Source organism: Treponema zioleckii (assembly GCF_014737315.1).
Lineage (GTDB): Bacteria > Spirochaetota > Spirochaetia > Treponematales > Treponemataceae > Treponema_D > Treponema_D zioleckii.
The window spans coordinates 18,482-34,709 of record NZ_JPUF01000017.1 but is presented as its reverse complement, the minus strand read 5'-3'; the positions used below and the strand labels follow the sequence as shown (position 1 = coordinate 34,709).

Annotated in this window: 18 protein-coding genes and 1 pseudogene; 5 read left to right on the top strand and 14 right to left on the bottom strand. The window is 37.2% G+C overall.

The window, feature by feature from the left end:
- The first annotated feature begins 17 nt into the window (after window positions 1-17).
- Both JI65_RS06135 and JI65_RS06130 read left to right on the top strand, forming a co-directional pair.
- Complete coding sequence (locus tag JI65_RS06135) at window positions 18-968, top strand: RHS repeat domain-containing protein (RefSeq protein WP_191014501.1); 951 nt, start codon at window positions 18-20, stop codon at window positions 966-968.
- 447 nt (window positions 969-1,415) lie between these two features.
- Window positions 1,416-1,808 (top strand): hypothetical protein, encoded by a 393-nt coding sequence (locus tag JI65_RS06130; protein WP_191014500.1) that lies wholly within the window; start codon window positions 1,416-1,418, stop codon window positions 1,806-1,808.
- Between the two features lie 65 nt (window positions 1,809-1,873).
- Here the strand turns inward: JI65_RS06130 and JI65_RS06125 are convergent, their stop codons facing one another.
- The 10 genes from JI65_RS06125 to JI65_RS06080 form a co-directional block, all read right to left on the bottom strand.
- Window positions 1,874-3,241 carry an MATE family efflux transporter gene (locus tag JI65_RS06125; RefSeq protein WP_191014499.1) on the bottom strand — a complete coding sequence of 456 codons (1,368 nt, stop codon included), beginning with the start codon at window positions 3,239-3,241 and terminating at the stop codon, window positions 1,874-1,876.
- Between the two features lie 405 nt (window positions 3,242-3,646).
- Entirely contained in the window at window positions 3,647-4,096 is a 450-nt protein-coding gene (locus JI65_RS06120; RefSeq protein WP_191014498.1) for a C-GCAxxG-C-C family protein, read from the bottom strand.
- A gap of 4 nt (window positions 4,097-4,100) precedes the next feature.
- Entirely contained in the window at window positions 4,101-4,340 is a 240-nt protein-coding gene (locus tag JI65_RS06115; protein ID WP_191014497.1) for a thioredoxin family protein, read from the bottom strand.
- A gap of 18 nt (window positions 4,341-4,358) precedes the next feature.
- Window positions 4,359-5,354, bottom strand: coding sequence for a permease (locus tag JI65_RS06110; protein ID WP_191014496.1), 996 nt, complete (start codon window positions 5,352-5,354; stop codon window positions 4,359-4,361).
- 5 nt (window positions 5,355-5,359) lie between these two features.
- Window positions 5,360-5,677 (bottom strand): ArsR/SmtB family transcription factor, encoded by a 318-nt coding sequence (locus JI65_RS06105; protein WP_191014495.1) that lies wholly within the window; start codon window positions 5,675-5,677, stop codon window positions 5,360-5,362.
- 109 nt (window positions 5,678-5,786) lie between these two features.
- Window positions 5,787-6,350, bottom strand: a complete 564-nt coding sequence (locus JI65_RS06100) for a TetR/AcrR family transcriptional regulator (protein WP_191014494.1) — start codon at window positions 6,348-6,350, stop codon at window positions 5,787-5,789.
- Window positions 6,347-6,559 (bottom strand): hypothetical protein, encoded by a 213-nt coding sequence (locus JI65_RS06095; protein WP_191014530.1) that lies wholly within the window; start codon window positions 6,557-6,559, stop codon window positions 6,347-6,349. The genes JI65_RS06100 and JI65_RS06095 overlap by 4 nt, the downstream gene beginning before the upstream one ends.
- Before the next feature lie 18 nt (window positions 6,560-6,577).
- Entirely contained in the window at window positions 6,578-7,063 is a 486-nt protein-coding gene (locus tag JI65_RS06090; protein ID WP_197971912.1) for a DUF3990 domain-containing protein, read from the bottom strand.
- The gene (locus JI65_RS06085) at window positions 7,060-7,287 is read right to left on the bottom strand and encodes a DUF3791 domain-containing protein (protein ID WP_191014493.1); all 228 of its coding nucleotides are present in this window, start codon (window positions 7,285-7,287) and stop codon (window positions 7,060-7,062) included. Before JI65_RS06085 ends, JI65_RS06090 begins: the two co-directional genes overlap by 4 nt.
- Window positions 7,284-9,152, bottom strand: coding sequence for a DUF262 domain-containing protein (locus JI65_RS06080; protein ID WP_191014492.1), 1,869 nt, complete (start codon window positions 9,150-9,152; stop codon window positions 7,284-7,286). Before JI65_RS06080 ends, JI65_RS06085 begins: the two co-directional genes overlap by 4 nt.
- Window positions 9,153-9,336: 184 nt before the next feature.
- On the opposite strand from JI65_RS06080, the gene JI65_RS06075 reads away from it, so the two are divergent.
- From JI65_RS06075 to JI65_RS17345, 3 genes and pseudogenes are all read left to right on the top strand, one after another.
- Window positions 9,337-9,921, top strand: coding sequence for a DapH/DapD/GlmU-related protein (locus tag JI65_RS06075; protein WP_191014491.1), 585 nt, complete (start codon window positions 9,337-9,339; stop codon window positions 9,919-9,921).
- 10 nt (window positions 9,922-9,931) lie between these two features.
- Complete coding sequence (locus tag JI65_RS06070; protein ID WP_191014490.1) at window positions 9,932-10,558, top strand: flavodoxin; 627 nt, start codon at window positions 9,932-9,934, stop codon at window positions 10,556-10,558.
- Between the two features lie 9 nt (window positions 10,559-10,567).
- Window positions 10,568-11,476: pseudogene (locus tag JI65_RS17345) on the top strand (aldo/keto reductase).
- Window positions 11,477-11,583: 107 nt separating this feature from the next.
- Here JI65_RS17345 and rhuM read toward each other — a convergent pair.
- The 4 genes from rhuM to JI65_RS06045 all read right to left on the bottom strand — a co-directional run bounded on the left by rhuM (window position 11,584) and on the right by JI65_RS06045 (window position 16,218).
- Window positions 11,584-12,576 (bottom strand): virulence RhuM family protein, encoded by a 993-nt coding sequence (rhuM, locus tag JI65_RS06060; protein WP_191014489.1) that lies wholly within the window; start codon window positions 12,574-12,576, stop codon window positions 11,584-11,586.
- A 386-nt stretch (window positions 12,577-12,962) separates the two neighbouring features.
- Entirely contained in the window at window positions 12,963-13,403 is a 441-nt protein-coding gene (locus JI65_RS06055) for a hypothetical protein (protein ID WP_191014488.1), read from the bottom strand.
- Window positions 13,400-14,743: a restriction endonuclease subunit S gene (locus JI65_RS06050; RefSeq protein WP_191014487.1), complete on the bottom strand. Its 1,344-nt coding sequence runs from the start codon at window positions 14,741-14,743 to the stop codon at window positions 13,400-13,402. Before JI65_RS06050 ends, JI65_RS06055 begins: the two co-directional genes overlap by 4 nt.
- Window positions 14,743-16,218, bottom strand: a complete 1,476-nt coding sequence (locus JI65_RS06045; RefSeq protein WP_191014486.1) for a hypothetical protein — start codon at window positions 16,216-16,218, stop codon at window positions 14,743-14,745. Before JI65_RS06045 ends, JI65_RS06050 begins: the two co-directional genes overlap by 1 nt.
- Window positions 16,219-16,228 lie beyond the last annotated feature (10 nt).

Sequence of the window (16,228 nt, the reverse complement as noted above, 5' to 3'; positions counted from 1 at the left end):
GGCATGGAGGAGTAAAAATGAAAAAAATTCTTGGAATTTTATTATTTATCACAATGAGTTTTGCATGTACTGCAAAGAATCCTGCAACAAAGTATCAGATTTCAAAAGAGATGGAACGTAATGGAAAATACTTTACTGCCTTGTTTGATGTATATGAAACTCTTTATGAATATGACTCAAAAGATAGGTTAATACGACGTTATTATTATGATGGTAATGAAGATCACTGGGAATATGATAAAAATGGTAATCTCATAGAAGAGATTAAGGATGGAAAAAAGATTTCATACAAATATAAAAATAACATGCTCATAGAAAAAAATGATGAATATGGTGTGCATTATTATAATTATGGTGAAAATGGAAATTGTATTTCTGAAAAAACTGGAGCAGTAGAAAAAATATGCAAATATAATAAAGATAATCAACTGATTTATGAAAAAACTCCTTATACTGAAACATATTTTGAATATAATCTCACAGAAAATGATGTTCCCAAAGAACCTTACGATAAAAATAATTACAATTATAAAGGTAATTATTATGCTTTTGATAGTAAAAATAGATTAATTTATAAATTTGTAGAGCCAAATGAATATTGGTGGAAATATGATGAAAACGGAAATTTAGTACAAGAGATGGATTTTGGAGAATATGGTCCTTGGAAAGTAATGTCCGTAAAATTTACGTATAATTCAAATAATCAATTAATTTATAAAGAAGATACCTGGAAAAATAAAATCTGGTTTGAATATGATAAAGATGGAAATCTGTCAAAAGAATATGGCTTTGATGGGGCGAGCTATTGGGATGAAGGAGATTCTGAACAATATGAAGTTGTTAAAAACTATGACAAGCATGGTAATGTAATTTATGAAAAAGGAAATGATTGTGAATATTGGTGTGAATATGAATATAATTCTAATGGAAAAATTATGAAAGAATATTTATATGAGTTATGTAATTGATAGAATGCATATGTTTTATGGCACAATTAATTTGTGATATTATGGGTATCTGAAATAAATGAAGTATCCACAATCCCTTGCAAGAAACTTTCTTTCTCCTGCGAGCCTGTACGGGCAAGGGATAGTAGTGGCGCGGAAGCGTTCGCGAAGCGAATGGAGCGGTAGCGGAACCACGGAAAGCCCGTTTTTTTGCGCAGCAAAAAATCGCCCCCAAAGTAGCTTATGAAAACTATTCGCGCGGAATAATTCTTGGCTGTATTTATGACCAGAAACATCGTCCGCCAGAGCACGACACAGAAAACCCTTCTAAAAGTCAGCTTATACAGACAAAAAATCACAGAATAGAAATCATAAACGAAGACGGAAAGGAAGAAATCCGTGTTGAAACTGCACAGGGGCAGATGCGTGCAATTCTTAGTAAAAAAGGAATTAAACTTATAAACGAACTTGACGGAGGCAGCAGTTTCTTTACTTGCTGCCCTCTGTCTTGCATCATGCACGAACGATGATGATGATGAGAGCAGTTCTTCTGTTGTTGCAACATACAATAGAACTGAGGATTCAGAATGGGCAAAAATTTTCCTTTATTCTGATGGTACAGCAAGTAAGGCGGTGCAAGAAGCTTTGGAACTTGGTGTCAAAGATGGTGTTATTAAAACAGGAACTTTTGTAAAAGATGGCGACAGTTATACAGATTGCTCTATTACTATCACATGGGAAAGAGAAATCCAACGGGATTTGGAATGGCATAATGTTGCTGATACGGACGAAGAAAAAGAGCAGACCTTTATATTTGCAGATAGAACATCATCCGGCGGGTGGGCTTATCAGAGCGAGTAACATCTAAGCTTTAACTTTATAGCCCGTGCATTTTCGCACGGGCTTTTTTTGCAGAAAACGACAATTCAGGCTATTTTCTGCGACCGCCTGCCTGACTCTTTCCTTCTCTTCCTTTCCAGAATCAAAAATACAATCCCGCAGAAAGTAATCTGCACAAAAGTGGAAGAAGGCGTTGCAAGTCCGATTCTAAAAAGCGTTGGATTCACCGTCCGGCTCATCAAATACGAAACTGGAATTCGCACGCCGAACGCTCCAATGATTCCCTGAATCATTACAAAGGAAGTTTTTCCGCAGCCGTTAAAATAGCCGATAAAGCAGAAAAGGAATGAAACAAAAAGAGTGTCGATGGCATAAGCCTTGAGATAAGAATGAGCGGCGGCAACGACTTTTCCGTCTTTGGAGAAAATGGCGGCCAGAAGATTTCCGTGGAAGAAGGCAAAATAGCCCATAAAAAGACCGCAGGCCAAAGAGGCCGCAATAGAATACAAAAGGGCTTTTTTTGCACGGTCATATTTCTCGGCTCCGATATTCTGGGCAACAAAGGCGCTCAAAGACTGAGAAAAAGCCGAAGGAACAAGCATGATAAATCCGCAAACACGCTCCGCAACTCCTACTCCCGCAGAAGCAATCAAGCCCAGACGGTTGATGATTGCCGCAATCACAAGAAAAGAAACCGTAACAAGCCCGTCCTGCAAAGAAATTGGCGCGCCGGTTTTGCAGACTAAGGCCACAAGCTTTCCTTGCCAGCGAATATTCTTTTTTGAAAATGCAAAAGGAAGCCCTCTTTTTTTGGCAACAATCAGACAGAAAATAACGCTCAAAGCTTGGGCAATCACTGTAGCCAGAGCCGCCCCGCTTGCCGCCATGTGAAAAACGGCAACAAAAAGCAAATCGCCAAAAATGTTAATTATGCAGGCAACAAAAACCGTAAGAAGCGGAGTCTTAGAATCTCCCATCCCGCGGAAAACTCCGCCCATCATATTGTAGGCAGTAATAAAAACCGTTCCCGCCGAACAGATGTGAACATACATGCAGGTTTTATCAAAAGCTTCTTTTGGAGTCTGCATAAGAAGTGCAAACGGTTTTGTCAGAAAAATCATCAGGACAGTAACAACAAGTGCAAGCAGGGCAAAGAAGATTATGCTCGTTCCAACAATGTCCGCAGCCTTTTCCTTGTTTCCGGCCCCCAGAGCCTGCCCCATCTGAATGGTCGTTCCCATGGCAAGCCCCACGATTATAAAGGTGATGGTCTGCATCATCATGGTTCCGGTCGCAACCGCAGAAACATCAGCTGCATTTCCAAACTGACCTACAATCAACAAATCAACCGCGCCGTAAAAAGACTGCAAAAACAAAGCCCCAAGAACTGGAAGCGCAAAACGTAAAAGCCGGGGAGCAATTTTCCCGGATGTAAACAAAGTTGTCTCAGCCATAAGTCCTCCAAAAACAAAAAAGGCTGGATAAAATTCAGGCATTCCAACCTGCACCTTATCCAGCCTGTCATTTCCATTTGAATGACACGCCCTCCGCGTGAGCAACGTCATCTTATACAATCTGGTGAAAAAAATCAACGAATCGAATCTATTGATTTTGACGGCTTCAAGTTTTTTGAACATGTGTCTAACGATTCCTATGACGGTAGACGATAGAAAGACAGACGGAAAGTTATATCTTTTCAAACATATTAAAAAAGTTTTCTGAACGAGGAACCAGTTTTTGAACAAAAAGCGACTTATACGATTATTTTGCTGACATGGGCGGTTCAAAAATCAGCATACAATATCTTGAATTTGAAATTGCTCACAAAACCTAAAAGCTGAAGAGCTGTAATATCAACCTTAAGCTCTATTCTGTTCCTGAATTATTTCTTCAACAACATCAACAGCGGTCGCCACCATCTTTGGACAAAAGTCAGTGAATAGTTTATTATCCACACAAAATTGATGACCTTCTTCTGTCGTAATATCGCAGCCCAACAAATCATTGCAGATGTAAGAGCCACATTTTTCTTTGAAGTGGGCCATCATTAAATCATTCACTTTATTTGATAACTGCAAACCTTCTGTGTCGCCAACGCTTTTCTGGCCATACAATAAGCCCAGCACCATCAAAGCACCGCTCACAGCTCCGCATACATGCCCTTTTCGCATACCGCCACCAAAACAGCTACCAAGTTTTAGAGCCTCTTCTTCTGCAATTCCGCATTCTTCTGCAAAAGCCGCCAGAACCGACTGAGAACAATGTAATTTCTGCGAAAAATAATTCACCGCTTTTTCTTTGTGATTCATATTTTTACTCCAAATACTTTTTAACATCTGCAGCACTTAATACCTTGCCGCTCGAAACAATCTTATCGTTCACCGCAAGTGCTGGTAGACTCATTACCCCAGTTTCCATAATCTTCTGCATGTCTGTAATGTACTGAACATCAGATGCAATATTCATTTCGGCCAGAGCGTCTATTACATTCTGATGCAATGTCTGACATCCTTTGCAGCCGCTTCCATAAACTTTAACAGTAAGATTTTCCATTAAATCCTCCTTAACGATTTATAAAAACAATGCCTGAAAAGCATTAAAAAAATAACCTACAAGAATTATTCCAGCTACGCAGATTGAAACAAAAGTTACCAGCAGCTTTGTTTTTATCGCCTTTTTAAGCATAATCAGCGAAGGCAAACTCAAAGTCGTTACTGCCATCATAAAACTCAGGACAACTCCCAAAAGCGCGCCCTTTGCAAGCAAACTTTCCGAAATTGAAATACAGCCAAAAATATCTGCATACATGGGAATGCCCGCAAAAACTGCAAGAATTACGCCGAGCGGATTTTTCTTACCAAGCAGGCTGACAATCCAGTTCTCAGGAATCCAGTTATGAATTATCGCGCCCACTGCCACACTCAAAAGAATATATGGAAAGACTTTTTTGAGAGTATCGGAAACAGAGTGCAATGCAGAAATGAGCCTTTGTTTCTGCGAAAGCTTTTCTTCTGCAAGGCAAACGCTTTTTCCATTACGAATAAAATCAGCAACCTGATCTTCCATATGAAGATGTTCTATTATTGTTCCGCCTGCAACAGCAACTACAAGTCCCAGAACAACATAAGCAATCGCAATCTTCCAGCCAAAAATGCTTGTTAAAAGAATGAGCGATGCAAAATCAACCATAGGAGAAGAAATCAAAAAACTAAAGGTAACTCCAAGCGGCAGCCCTGCTGTCGTAAATCCCATAAAAAGAGGAATTGAAGAGCAAGAACAAAAGGATGTCACCGTTCCCAAAAGGGCTGCAATTATGCGGGCAGAAAATCCCTTGCAGTGCGACAATATTTTTTTACTTCGCTCTGGCGGAAAATATGACTGAATGTACGAAATCAAAAATATCAGCACAAAAAGAAGAATTGTGATTTTAATTACATCATAAAGGAAAAAGTGAAGGCTTCCACCAAAGCGGCTTTCGACATCAAGTCCGGCAGCCACTAACATTTTCCCGATAAGAGTTTTTAGCCACTGCATCCCAAGAATCTGGTTTTGAATAAAATTGCCCATAACATCTAATCCTTACAACAGCATTTTCCTACTGATTTTTTCTCAAGTGAAGCTTTACAGGTAAACTGTGAGACGGCACTTTTAAACTCCGAGAACTTTTCGCAATTTATTGAATAATAAGTCCACTTGCCTTCTTTTCGTGAATTAACAAGATTACATTCTGTAAGAATCTTCATGTGATGAGAAAGAGTTGGCTGAGTGATATTAAAAGCGTCAAGAATTTTACAGGCACATAATTCGCCACCTGAGAGCATTTTTATAATCTTGAGACGGTTTTCATCTCCCAAAGCCTTGCAGATAAGAGCTATTTCTGATGCATTCATACTTTACCTCATATTGATAAATATCTATATGTTGTACTATAAATGATACATAGATGATTGTCAATATGACTGTGTTTTTAATTTGAGAGTTTTACAAATGGAGGCAGTTTTAATTGTTCCTAAATCCTTTCATCCCATTTTCCAGCAGAGTCGTCGCAAGCTCAATCATTTCTTCCATTGGAATCTTTCGCCCGTCGGCAACCCACTGGCGGTAAAGCAGAACAATGCAGTTATTAAAAGTCAAAAGGATGTTGCGCACGCTCTGGTCCAACCCTTTGAGGGGATGCGACTCCGCAGCCTGTTTTGTGACCTTGTTCTGCATTCTTTCGCGGATATAGTCAAAACGGCTGTCGCAGGTAACACGCTTGAAAAAATCGTCCTGCGCTTCCATGTATTCAAAAAAGGAGCGTACCAATTTGTCCGTATCCTTAAGCTGGTCAAATCTAGAGACAATCGCGCTGTATTCGCTTGAATGCTTCGCCTGAATCTCAGCAAGCACATCGTCCACGCAAGTGTAATGAAGATAAAAAGTGTTGCGGTTGATTTTTGCAACTTCGGTAATAGCTTTTACGGTGATTTTTTCATAAGGCATCTCGCAGACCATTCTCTTAAAAACGCTCTGAATCGCTTCCTTTGTGCGTATTATGCGTGGATCGAGTTTGGGTTCGGTCATTGGTTCTCTTCTAAAAAATACTGATATACATATGCCGCTCCCTCACGGTATAAGCCAGTCTCTTTGTCTGAGAGTTTTTCAAACAGCTTTGATGAATACAGTTTTCGTAAAGCCTCATCATACTCGACATTCTCATCCTCAACAATGAAACCTGCGATTTCTTTTGTAAGAGAGTCAATGAGCCAGTCTGATTTGTCTGTCTTATCCATAAATCACCTTCACTTTTTTTAGCAAGGAAACCGCTTTTTCCGTGTGAAAAGAATACTGCATGGAAAGTTCCTTATAGTCATACGTTTTTTTAACATTTCCAGGTCGATAAATTCTTGCTCATATTGTTGAAAAAGGATTGCCATGGCATCGTCTGCGACAGGTCCGTGAACAATATCGTATTTACAATCCTGGTTACAAAGGGAATTCTGCAGGTCAGAAAAATTTCGGTTACGGTTGTTCATTACAAATAAAGCCCATTCTTCAGTCGGAATCGAAGCGAAATCTTTAACCCTCAGATTATGCTTCATAATAAAATTATCATCAATTTCATAAAGGTTTAAAACAGGAGTTCCTCCTTTTATCCGTGAAGTTCGCTTTGCCATGCTTTCTGCCTGACTTCGAATGTCGGTAAGATAAAATCCCTTTCCGAAGTCCCTGAATGGTTTACAGATTTTTAGGTTGATTTCTTTTACATCAACATTGCTCCCGTGGTACAAAATCATAGGACTCCCCCATTCTTGCGGCATATTTCCGTCATGTCTTCAACCGCGTCATCAAGCGACAGTGTGTGTTCAACATCGTAATTTTCTTTTAAAAAAGCGATTGCCTTATTTCCGTAAAGATACAAGAACGCATCTTTTTTTGATAGATTGTGTGCAGCTGCAAAACTACTAACACAAGCGACGGTATAGGATATTTTGTTAGCGGATTGTTGATTTTGAATCATTCTGATGCTCCTTTGCTGTCAACTTCCCAAATAATTTTTACAAGCTTATACAATAGTTGAGATCTTTCTTTCATAGATTGAATTGTAAAAGAATCATACGGAATAAACTCTTTATTGGTGGTTGCTTTAAGCCATTTATTAAAATCTGTAAAATCAGGATTTGTATGATACCAAGTGTTGCACAATGTTTTTGCCCATATAGTTCCATTTGAATAGGTTTTCAACTTTTCTCTATAGGATTCATTTCCTGAACTGATATTCATACGTCCTTTCAAGAGAAGTAGTGCACCTATTCCATTCCGCTCGTTCCAGAATTCCTCTTCGCTTGAGAAATATCCTCTGTTTTCATCATTGTCAGAAAAAATATGTTCAATATGATATCCATTAACATTCGAATGTTTTATGGACATATAGTATACATCATGCTCAGCCGTTTGATTTATCTTCGAGCAAATAAAGTTTTCAACGCGAGCAAGCAAATAGTAAAGAGCTGTTTGATCAATATTTTTCCCATAACCGATTTGTGAAAATCGAGTGTAATCTAAAACAGAAGATGTATTTGTAGTATTCGTTGCTTCGTTTATCCTAGCAATTATCGCGGTATTAAATACTGTGCGGTAATCAGTAATAGGGAGATTTTTTAATTTTTCGTTTAGACTATATGAAATACTGTGAAAATCATTACTGTCATAAACGCCGTTCATACGCAAAAGCATATGTAGACGATCATACTCCTTTGCGATTAGATGAATTTTTTCATCTTCTTCAGAATCATTTATCTTGCAAGCTGACAAAATAAGTTGATATTGTCCGTCAAGTTTATGAATTTCGTTACTATATTTCAAAAACTCATCTTTATTCTCTGTTATCTTTGCATACAATCTTGAGTAGTATACAAGATCTTCTTCAATAAACTTTTTGATTGAAAAAATTCTATTTGCATCAGTTTTTCTGAAGCCAAGAGTTTTCGAATCTTCTTTATCGTCAAAAATATAACGATGATATGCATTATTGATAAGATTTTCTTTATCTGAATTTCGCTTAAATATAAAACGCGATTTTAAATAATTAATAAAGAATTGGTCTTCAATTCCGTTTATGCGATGCAAGGAAGCATCCCACATTTCTGAATAATTATCTGTATCTGACTTTGGCAATGCACCGATTAGTTTTCCTTTTAGGATTTCAAAAGGTCTCAGTGCTTCGCCACGGTCATTAATCACCTCGAAAACCATAGCTGTATCATCCTGATTGTCTATGCTCAATTCAACAAGAACTAGTTTGTTTAGAAAATAGTAAATAAAAGCTTCCAGTTCCTTTTCATCCATGGTCTTTTTGTCGATATATGCAGAAATATCATTATACCGCTCAATCAAAGTTTGCTCTGTCTGATTTTGATACGGCAATTCAAATTCCGTTTCATTCAGTATTGAGTCCATTGCTTTTTTTCGCTTATAGTTATCAATACAATAAATATCTCCCTCAAAATAGTCTTGTCCACAGATACAACTGCGCAACAGATTTTTATGAAATTGCTTTTTAGCCATTTTATAGAGTTTTATGGCAATCAGCGTAAGCGTTGAAAGTCTTTGCTGTCCGTCAACAATATAAGTTTTATTATTTATTTTATTTGTGATAAAAACATTCATATAATACCAATTGAATTTTTCCATAACTTCCGATGTCATTTCTGCATCTTTTACAGGTAAATATGACTGTTCGAATACTTCATAAATATCTTCGAGTAAAACTTTCACAGTTTCCATACTCCAAACATATTCACGCTGATAGAAATCAATATAGTAAGTTTTATCTTTCAAGCAGGCTTGCACAGTCTGCCGATATGGTTCAATGTTTTGTGCCATATGCTAATCTCCAAAGCAGAATCTAATATTATTTATTTTACCACGAAACCCACAAAATTATAGTCACATGCCCTTTTTCTAGTCACATTTCCTAATTCTGTCGTTTAAACACCATTATAACGCAACTTGCCCATAGAAAATAGACAGATGTCGCTTATAATGCAGATGTACACAGGAGGAAACTATGGAATACACCCCAGGCTATGTTTATGAACTTATGGAAAAAGGCGGACCGACAGATGTTCGTGAGCCTTATTTTAAGGAAGCAGTCAGCGAAATGATGAGAGCTAGAAAACTCTGCGCGGTTGCGAACGCAAAAATGCCCGATGACGAAAGTTATGTTTCTGACCTTGAAGAGCTTTTCGGACGTAAACTCGACGACGTGCGCATTCTCACTCCTTTTATCTGCGACTTTGGAAACCGCGTTAAGTTCGGAAAAAACGTCTTCATTAACCATTCGGCAATTCTGTCGGCTTCTGGTGGAATCGAGTTCGGCGACGGAGTTATGGTTGCGCCGGGTCTTCGCATTGCAACAATCAACCACGACTTTAATGAACGTCACACAAAATACACTTACGGCAAAGTCGTTATCAAAAAGAATGCCTGGCTTGGAATGAACGTTACTGTTTGTCCCGGCGTCACAATCGGCGAATATGCAGTGGTTGCGGCGGGAGCGGTCGTTACAAAGGACGTGCCGGATTATGCGGTTGTGGGAGGAGTGCCTGCGAAGGTGATAAAGATGCTCAATCCAGACGAACAAAAAGAATAGGAGTTTTCAAATGAAACTAAAATCACTTTTTTCAATCGTAATGGCAGCGACTTTACTTGCAGGTTCGCTTTCCGCACAAAACAAAAGTTCAAACGGATTTTCAAAGGAGACTCAAATGGGAAAATCACTGGTAGTTTATTTTTCGCTCGCTGGCGAACAGTATAACGTTGGAAACATAAAAGAAGGAAACACTTCAATCATCGCAAAGTTCATTGCAGAAGAAACCAGTTCAGAGCTTTTTGAACTCGAAACTCAAAAGCCTTATCCAACCGACAGCTACAGCCGCCTTACTCAGATTGCAAAAGACGAGCAAAACAAAAAAGCCCGACCTGCTCTAAAATCTGACATAGATATCTCAGCTTACGACACAATCTACATCGGCTATCCAAACTGGTGGGGAGACATGCCAATGCCGGTTTACACATTCCTCGAAGCCCACGACTGGAGCGGAAAAACAATTATCCCGTTCTGCACCCACGAAGGAAGCGGACTGGCCGGAACAGAAAGCCGCATCCGTTCAACCTGCAAAAACGCAACCGTAGAAAAAGGCCTTGCCGTTCAGGGAAAGGTTGCCCAGACCAACAGAAGCGCCGCGAAAAAGGCGGTTCAGGATTGGCTGGGTAAACTGGGAAAGTAGGAGACTTGCATGAAAAGAGGTCTGAAAACATTTTTAATTGCAGGAGTATTTTCTATGATGACAGCTTCGATTTTTGCAGAGGCTCCGGCCTTTGATCTTAAGAAAGGTACTGTAAAGCTGAACTCCGGACATGAAATGCCAGTTCTTGGAATCGGAACATTTTATCTTTCGTCAGACCAGGCAGAAAACTCTGTTTACTGGGCACTCAAAGCTGGAATGAGACTGATTGACACCGCACGTATTTACGGAAACGAAGAAGGCGTTGGCCGCGGAATCCGACGGGCCATTAAAGATGGAATCTGCAAGCGCGAAGACATTTTTGTTACCACAAAAATGTGGACCAGTGATTTTTCAAACGGAGATGCAGCTGTGGACGCTTCGCTCAAACGCCTGGGGCTGGACTACATTGACCTGATGATTCTTCACCACTCTCAGCCAAGAAATGATGTTGATGCCTACAAGGCAATGGAACGCGCGGTAAAGGCCTGAAAGCTTCGTTCAATCGGACTTTCAAACTACTACGAGCCGGATGATTTTGACCGCCTTGTAAAAGCGACAAGCATTAAGCCTGCCCTTTTGCAGAACGAAACCCATCCATACCACCAGAGCGGAAAAATGAAGGCCCACATTGCAAAGTACAGCACAGTTATGGAAAGCTGGTTTCCACTCGGCGGCCGCGGTGACACCCAGACACTTTTCAATGCCCCTACAATCATCGCAATTACAAAGGCTCACGGAAAGTCTTCCGCTCAGATTATCATCCGCTGGCACCTGCAGGCAGGCAATATTGCAATCCCCGGCAGCTCCAACGAAAAGCACATCATCGAAGATGCAAGCGTCTGGGATTTTTCTTTGACTGATGACGAGATGAGTCGGCTGGCTACGATAAATAAAGATAGACGTAATGCGAATTATTAAAAGGTGAATCTGGGCGTTCCCCCGCTCACGCGGGGTCGGGCTTTTCGGGGTTCCGTGCTTTCGCACTTCATTGCCTATCGGCAACGGCTACGCCGCCCCTACAATCCCTAACGCTTGGAATTACTCTCAATCTGTTTCAATTCTTTCAGAGTTTCGATATATGCCTTTTCTACAGAAGAGAGTGTCTTTACCTGATACTTACGATATTCTCCTTCTGCTTTTTCCATAGCTTTTTTGTGGCTGATTTTCCCTGCACCTTCCAGAACCTCTTCACCAACAGACTGAATCGTGCGGTCAAGCTGCTCCACATAATCGCTCATGTGCATTTCGTTGTGGTTTTCAGCCTGATACTCTGCTATATCGAAGAAAGCAGAAACAAGTGCATTCAATTTTTTAAGTTCCTTTTCTGAAAGATAATTCTTTGCTATACGGACATCTTCAAGAGTTACATCTGCCCCCTTGAATGAAGTAAGCCCCATAAAATTCTTTTCGCTGTCTGCGCGGTCGTAGATTATTTCCGCTGCGGTCTGGCGGTTTACCGCATAATGAAGCTTGTTCTGAACCATCTTGAAAAATGCGATTGACTCGGACGACTTCGGATTATAATCAACGCTCGTAGCATACAAATCCAAAACCTGACGGTACATCACTTTTTCAGAAGAACGGATATCGCGGATGCGGGCTAAAAGTTCTTTCCAATAATCTCCTCCGCCAGCCAGCTTGAGCCGCTCATCGTCCATCGTAAAGCCTTTTCGGATATATTCGTTAAGCCGCTTAGTCGCCCACTGGCGGAATTGAGTACCTCTTAACGACTTTACCCTATAGCCTACAGAAATAATGACATCAAGATTGTAGTAATTAGTCGGCTTAGTAGAAAAATCGGAATTTCCGATTTTTCTCACGGAAGTTTCCTTTTCAAGCTCTCCTTCCTCAAAAATATTCAAAATATGCTCGTTTATTGTTGAGCGGGACTTTTCAAACAAGGAGGCCATGTCATCTATTGTAAGCCAGACAGTTTCGCCTTCAAATCGGACATCGATAGATACTTTTTCATCTGAGGTTTTGAATATTACGATTTCGCTTTTGTTTTCTGTGGGCATAATGTTTTCTCCTAAAATTATTAGTACATTAACGTTTGCTTCATAAACGGAAGAGGTATTTATGAACAAACTCGTGTTTATTTTCGTTAGGATTCCATGTTGCCGAACTCCAAGCCTTAATCATATTCTTTCAATTTTTCTCTTTAATAAAATTATCATATTCAGGGCTTGCAATATGTTCTACATAATATTCAGATAACGATAAGAAACTATGCAAAAAGCGTAAAAGTATTATAACCATAATGAAAATCTGCAAAAACACAAAAAAGCAAATAGCAGCAAGGATTGTCTACTCTTATGTAGTAAATAAAAGCTAGAAAGATAATTTGAACCCAAACTTCTGCACACTGCAATATGAAATAAAAAAAGTAGCACCTAAAAGAAAATTAAAATCTAACTGTTTTGACTAAGTTTACAGATTTTTTTTGTTGTTCACATACTTTTTCATACAAAACAGTTTTATTATTTTCTCTAGCAAATTTTTCTAAAGAATAAATACTCCATAAAGCACCATGTCTATCTTTATGAAAAAAATCATCTATTTTGATTGTAACATCAATAAATAATTTTGAAAGAAATAATCTGGCCATAGAAGAAATAAAATATAAAGTGAAAAGGAGAAGCAGAAAAATAGTAATAAATAGAAAATATTCAGGCTTGAATATGAGCGAAAAATCTTTTTCCACAAAACTACAAATATTCTTCTTAAATACAATTACTGAAACAATATCTAAAAGATAGAAGATTTCTAAGAAGTTAAAAACAGCATGAGGATTATTTGTTAGAGATTCTCCCTTATCAACTATTTTTCCAAGAATTTCATTCATTGCTCATCTCCCAAAATCATTCTTTCGACTTTCTGTTTTGCTTCCTGTAGAATCATGTCAGCTTCATTTTTTAATTGTTTTGCATGATTGCGGATTTCTTGAATATGTTTAGCAATTTCTCTTTGTTTTTCAAATGGTGGATACGGAATCAAAATATGTGCGATATCCGAAGATTGCAATCTTGGCAAAGTATTTCCTGTCATTAAATTTGAAGTCTGTTCCAATGTGATTCTTGAAAGAAGGCAATAATGTAAAAAATTAGAATCCATATTTTTTGCATTAAAAACATGAAACTCTGTTGAACATAAGCCGTTAAACTCTGCAAGATAAACTTTATTCAAATATGGACGTAGTTTAGGAAAGAGTATTTGACCTCTCTCAAAAAGCAATGCACTGCTTATCGTTTCTTTTTCATCTGTTTTAATATAATTTCCAGTGTTGCTTTCAATATTCTCAAGTCCGATATATGTATCAGAAGAGGATATTTCTGTTGTTATAAATTTTGTCTCTGTTACAGCATCTTTCAAATATATGAACGATGAATTATTTAAACTTGAGCGAAGTTTTTCTAAAACAGGTGTATTTGCAAAAGGATCTATTCTGCCCCCTGTTAAATTATGAAAAGACGATATAAATATTCTATTTTTCAGTTTGTTATCTTCCAATGGCAATTCAATTCCTAATTCAGCAAAAAGATAATCATCTACACTTTCAAGAAGTTTTTGAGATTCTTCCAATTTTCTTTTTCTTTGATTCTGTGCATTTGTATATAAATCAACTATAGTTTGTTGAACTGATAGAGGCGGAATAGGTGGTAGATATAAATTTCTAATCCGATCAAGTCCCAATTTTGGAATAGTTGTTTGTATATAGTTCAATTCAATTTGTTTTTGAGTGATGTTTAGAATCAGTAATAAAGCTAAATACTGTGACAATACAGATGTATCTTTTATTTGTATTTTTGCACAATTTTCTGTAAGAATTATTTTATTATTCTGAGGAATATTTTTTAAGAAAATAACCTTACCTATTGTTCCAGCAATTGATAACGCAATATCATTTTTCGAGATTTCATAACTTTTCAATATTTCAAATACATCGTTTCCGATGTGATTGAGAGTAGAATAATCAATATCTCCATCCAACATATCTGCTACGCGAAGGTAAAGATAATTTGTTTGTTCTGTTGTATATGACATACCTAATGGAATACGCTTACCACCTTTTACAACTGCAATCTTTGAAAGTTTTATAAATTTTGAGAAATCTGGCTTGTCTTTGTAATAAGGAGGATCGAAACGGTCTTCTATATCAGAACGATTTATTTGGAATATGTTCATCAGTTCACCTTCCGAATAAGTCCAAATCTGTTAACAAGAATTTCTGGTATATTATTTTTCATAATTGATTTTATATCGTTATAATAACCAGTCGATGAATATGGAATCCACTGCAATTTATCCATATCGAAAGGCACTTGTTTTTTTACATCAAGATTTGCATCATCAAATGGGACTTTGCTATTATCTTCATCTAATTTTATTAAAATCTTAGGTTTATCATTTCCTTCCGCCAATCCAACTTCAAAAACTACATTCGAATTGCATTCTGATAAATCCGCAATAAAAATATCACATTCCTTTATTTTTTGTATAAGACGCTGATCAATTCTTTGTGATTCACCTCTAAAACGCATTATTGGAATTAATTCAAGTTTATAAGGTTGATTTCTTGATATTTCATCTAAAACTTCCTTAAAAAGTTTATTAAAATCATTTACCCTTTTGAATGAAATATAAGGCATAGCAACAAATACTTTATACACTTTTGAGAAATTTTTTTCATATGACTCTAGAATACTTTTTACATTACTAAAATCTACATGATTCGTTTTTGTTGTTGTTAACCACTTAAGAAATTTTTGTAAATCATCATTATCGTGTTCTGCTCTATAAGCAATTAAGACTAAATATATAATTTTAAGTGATTCTTGAATTTCGTTTTTCTCATATAACTCATTAATGTATTCCAATGACTCATAAATCTTATCTACGGTGCCATCAGGAAGAGATTGAATAATATTTAATGAAAAAGTATATATCTCATCATTAAATACATCTTTAATAATTTTAAACTCTTTTTGATTCTTTATCCGTTCGATTACTTCATTTAAAGTCAATAAATTATCAATACCTAACAGGGATTTCTTTTCTGCATCAGTAAAATAATCTTCAGCTAAAATAGCTCTTAAATTTTCTTCATCTGTCAATGGTACACTTTTTGCATTTATCAAATAAAAAAAAGCTTGTTCATATTTCTGTGCCTCATCATTTTTCATTTGAATCAAAATAGAAAACGGGACATACATATTTAACAGACTATCTTTTACACCTGCCTGTTTTTCTTGTTCATATATATCTTTTAGTGCAGAAAGTCTATGATTTCCATCAATTCGTGTAAAAAAGGGTGCTGATTCAGGTATTAAAATTGATATTACTTTTGTAGTAGGTTCCTCTCCAATATTTTGTTGAAATGAAAATTTTGCTTTTTTAATTTCTATTCCATTTGGAAGTTTTATACTTCCTTGTGGTTGTTCCCCTTTTAATTTTTTTAGAAATTCATTATCCTCTATTTGCCATCCAAACAGTAATTCTGGGAAAAAAGTGAAAGAAGAATTTCTAAAGAAATTTATTATCTCTGAAAAACGCTCTTTGCATTCATTTCTTTGATAGAAGCCTGGTATTGATAATTCATATAAAGTTCTTAAAGTTGCATAACCTCTAAAAAACTGTGCGACCACCAAAAACATCTTCAACGATTCCTGT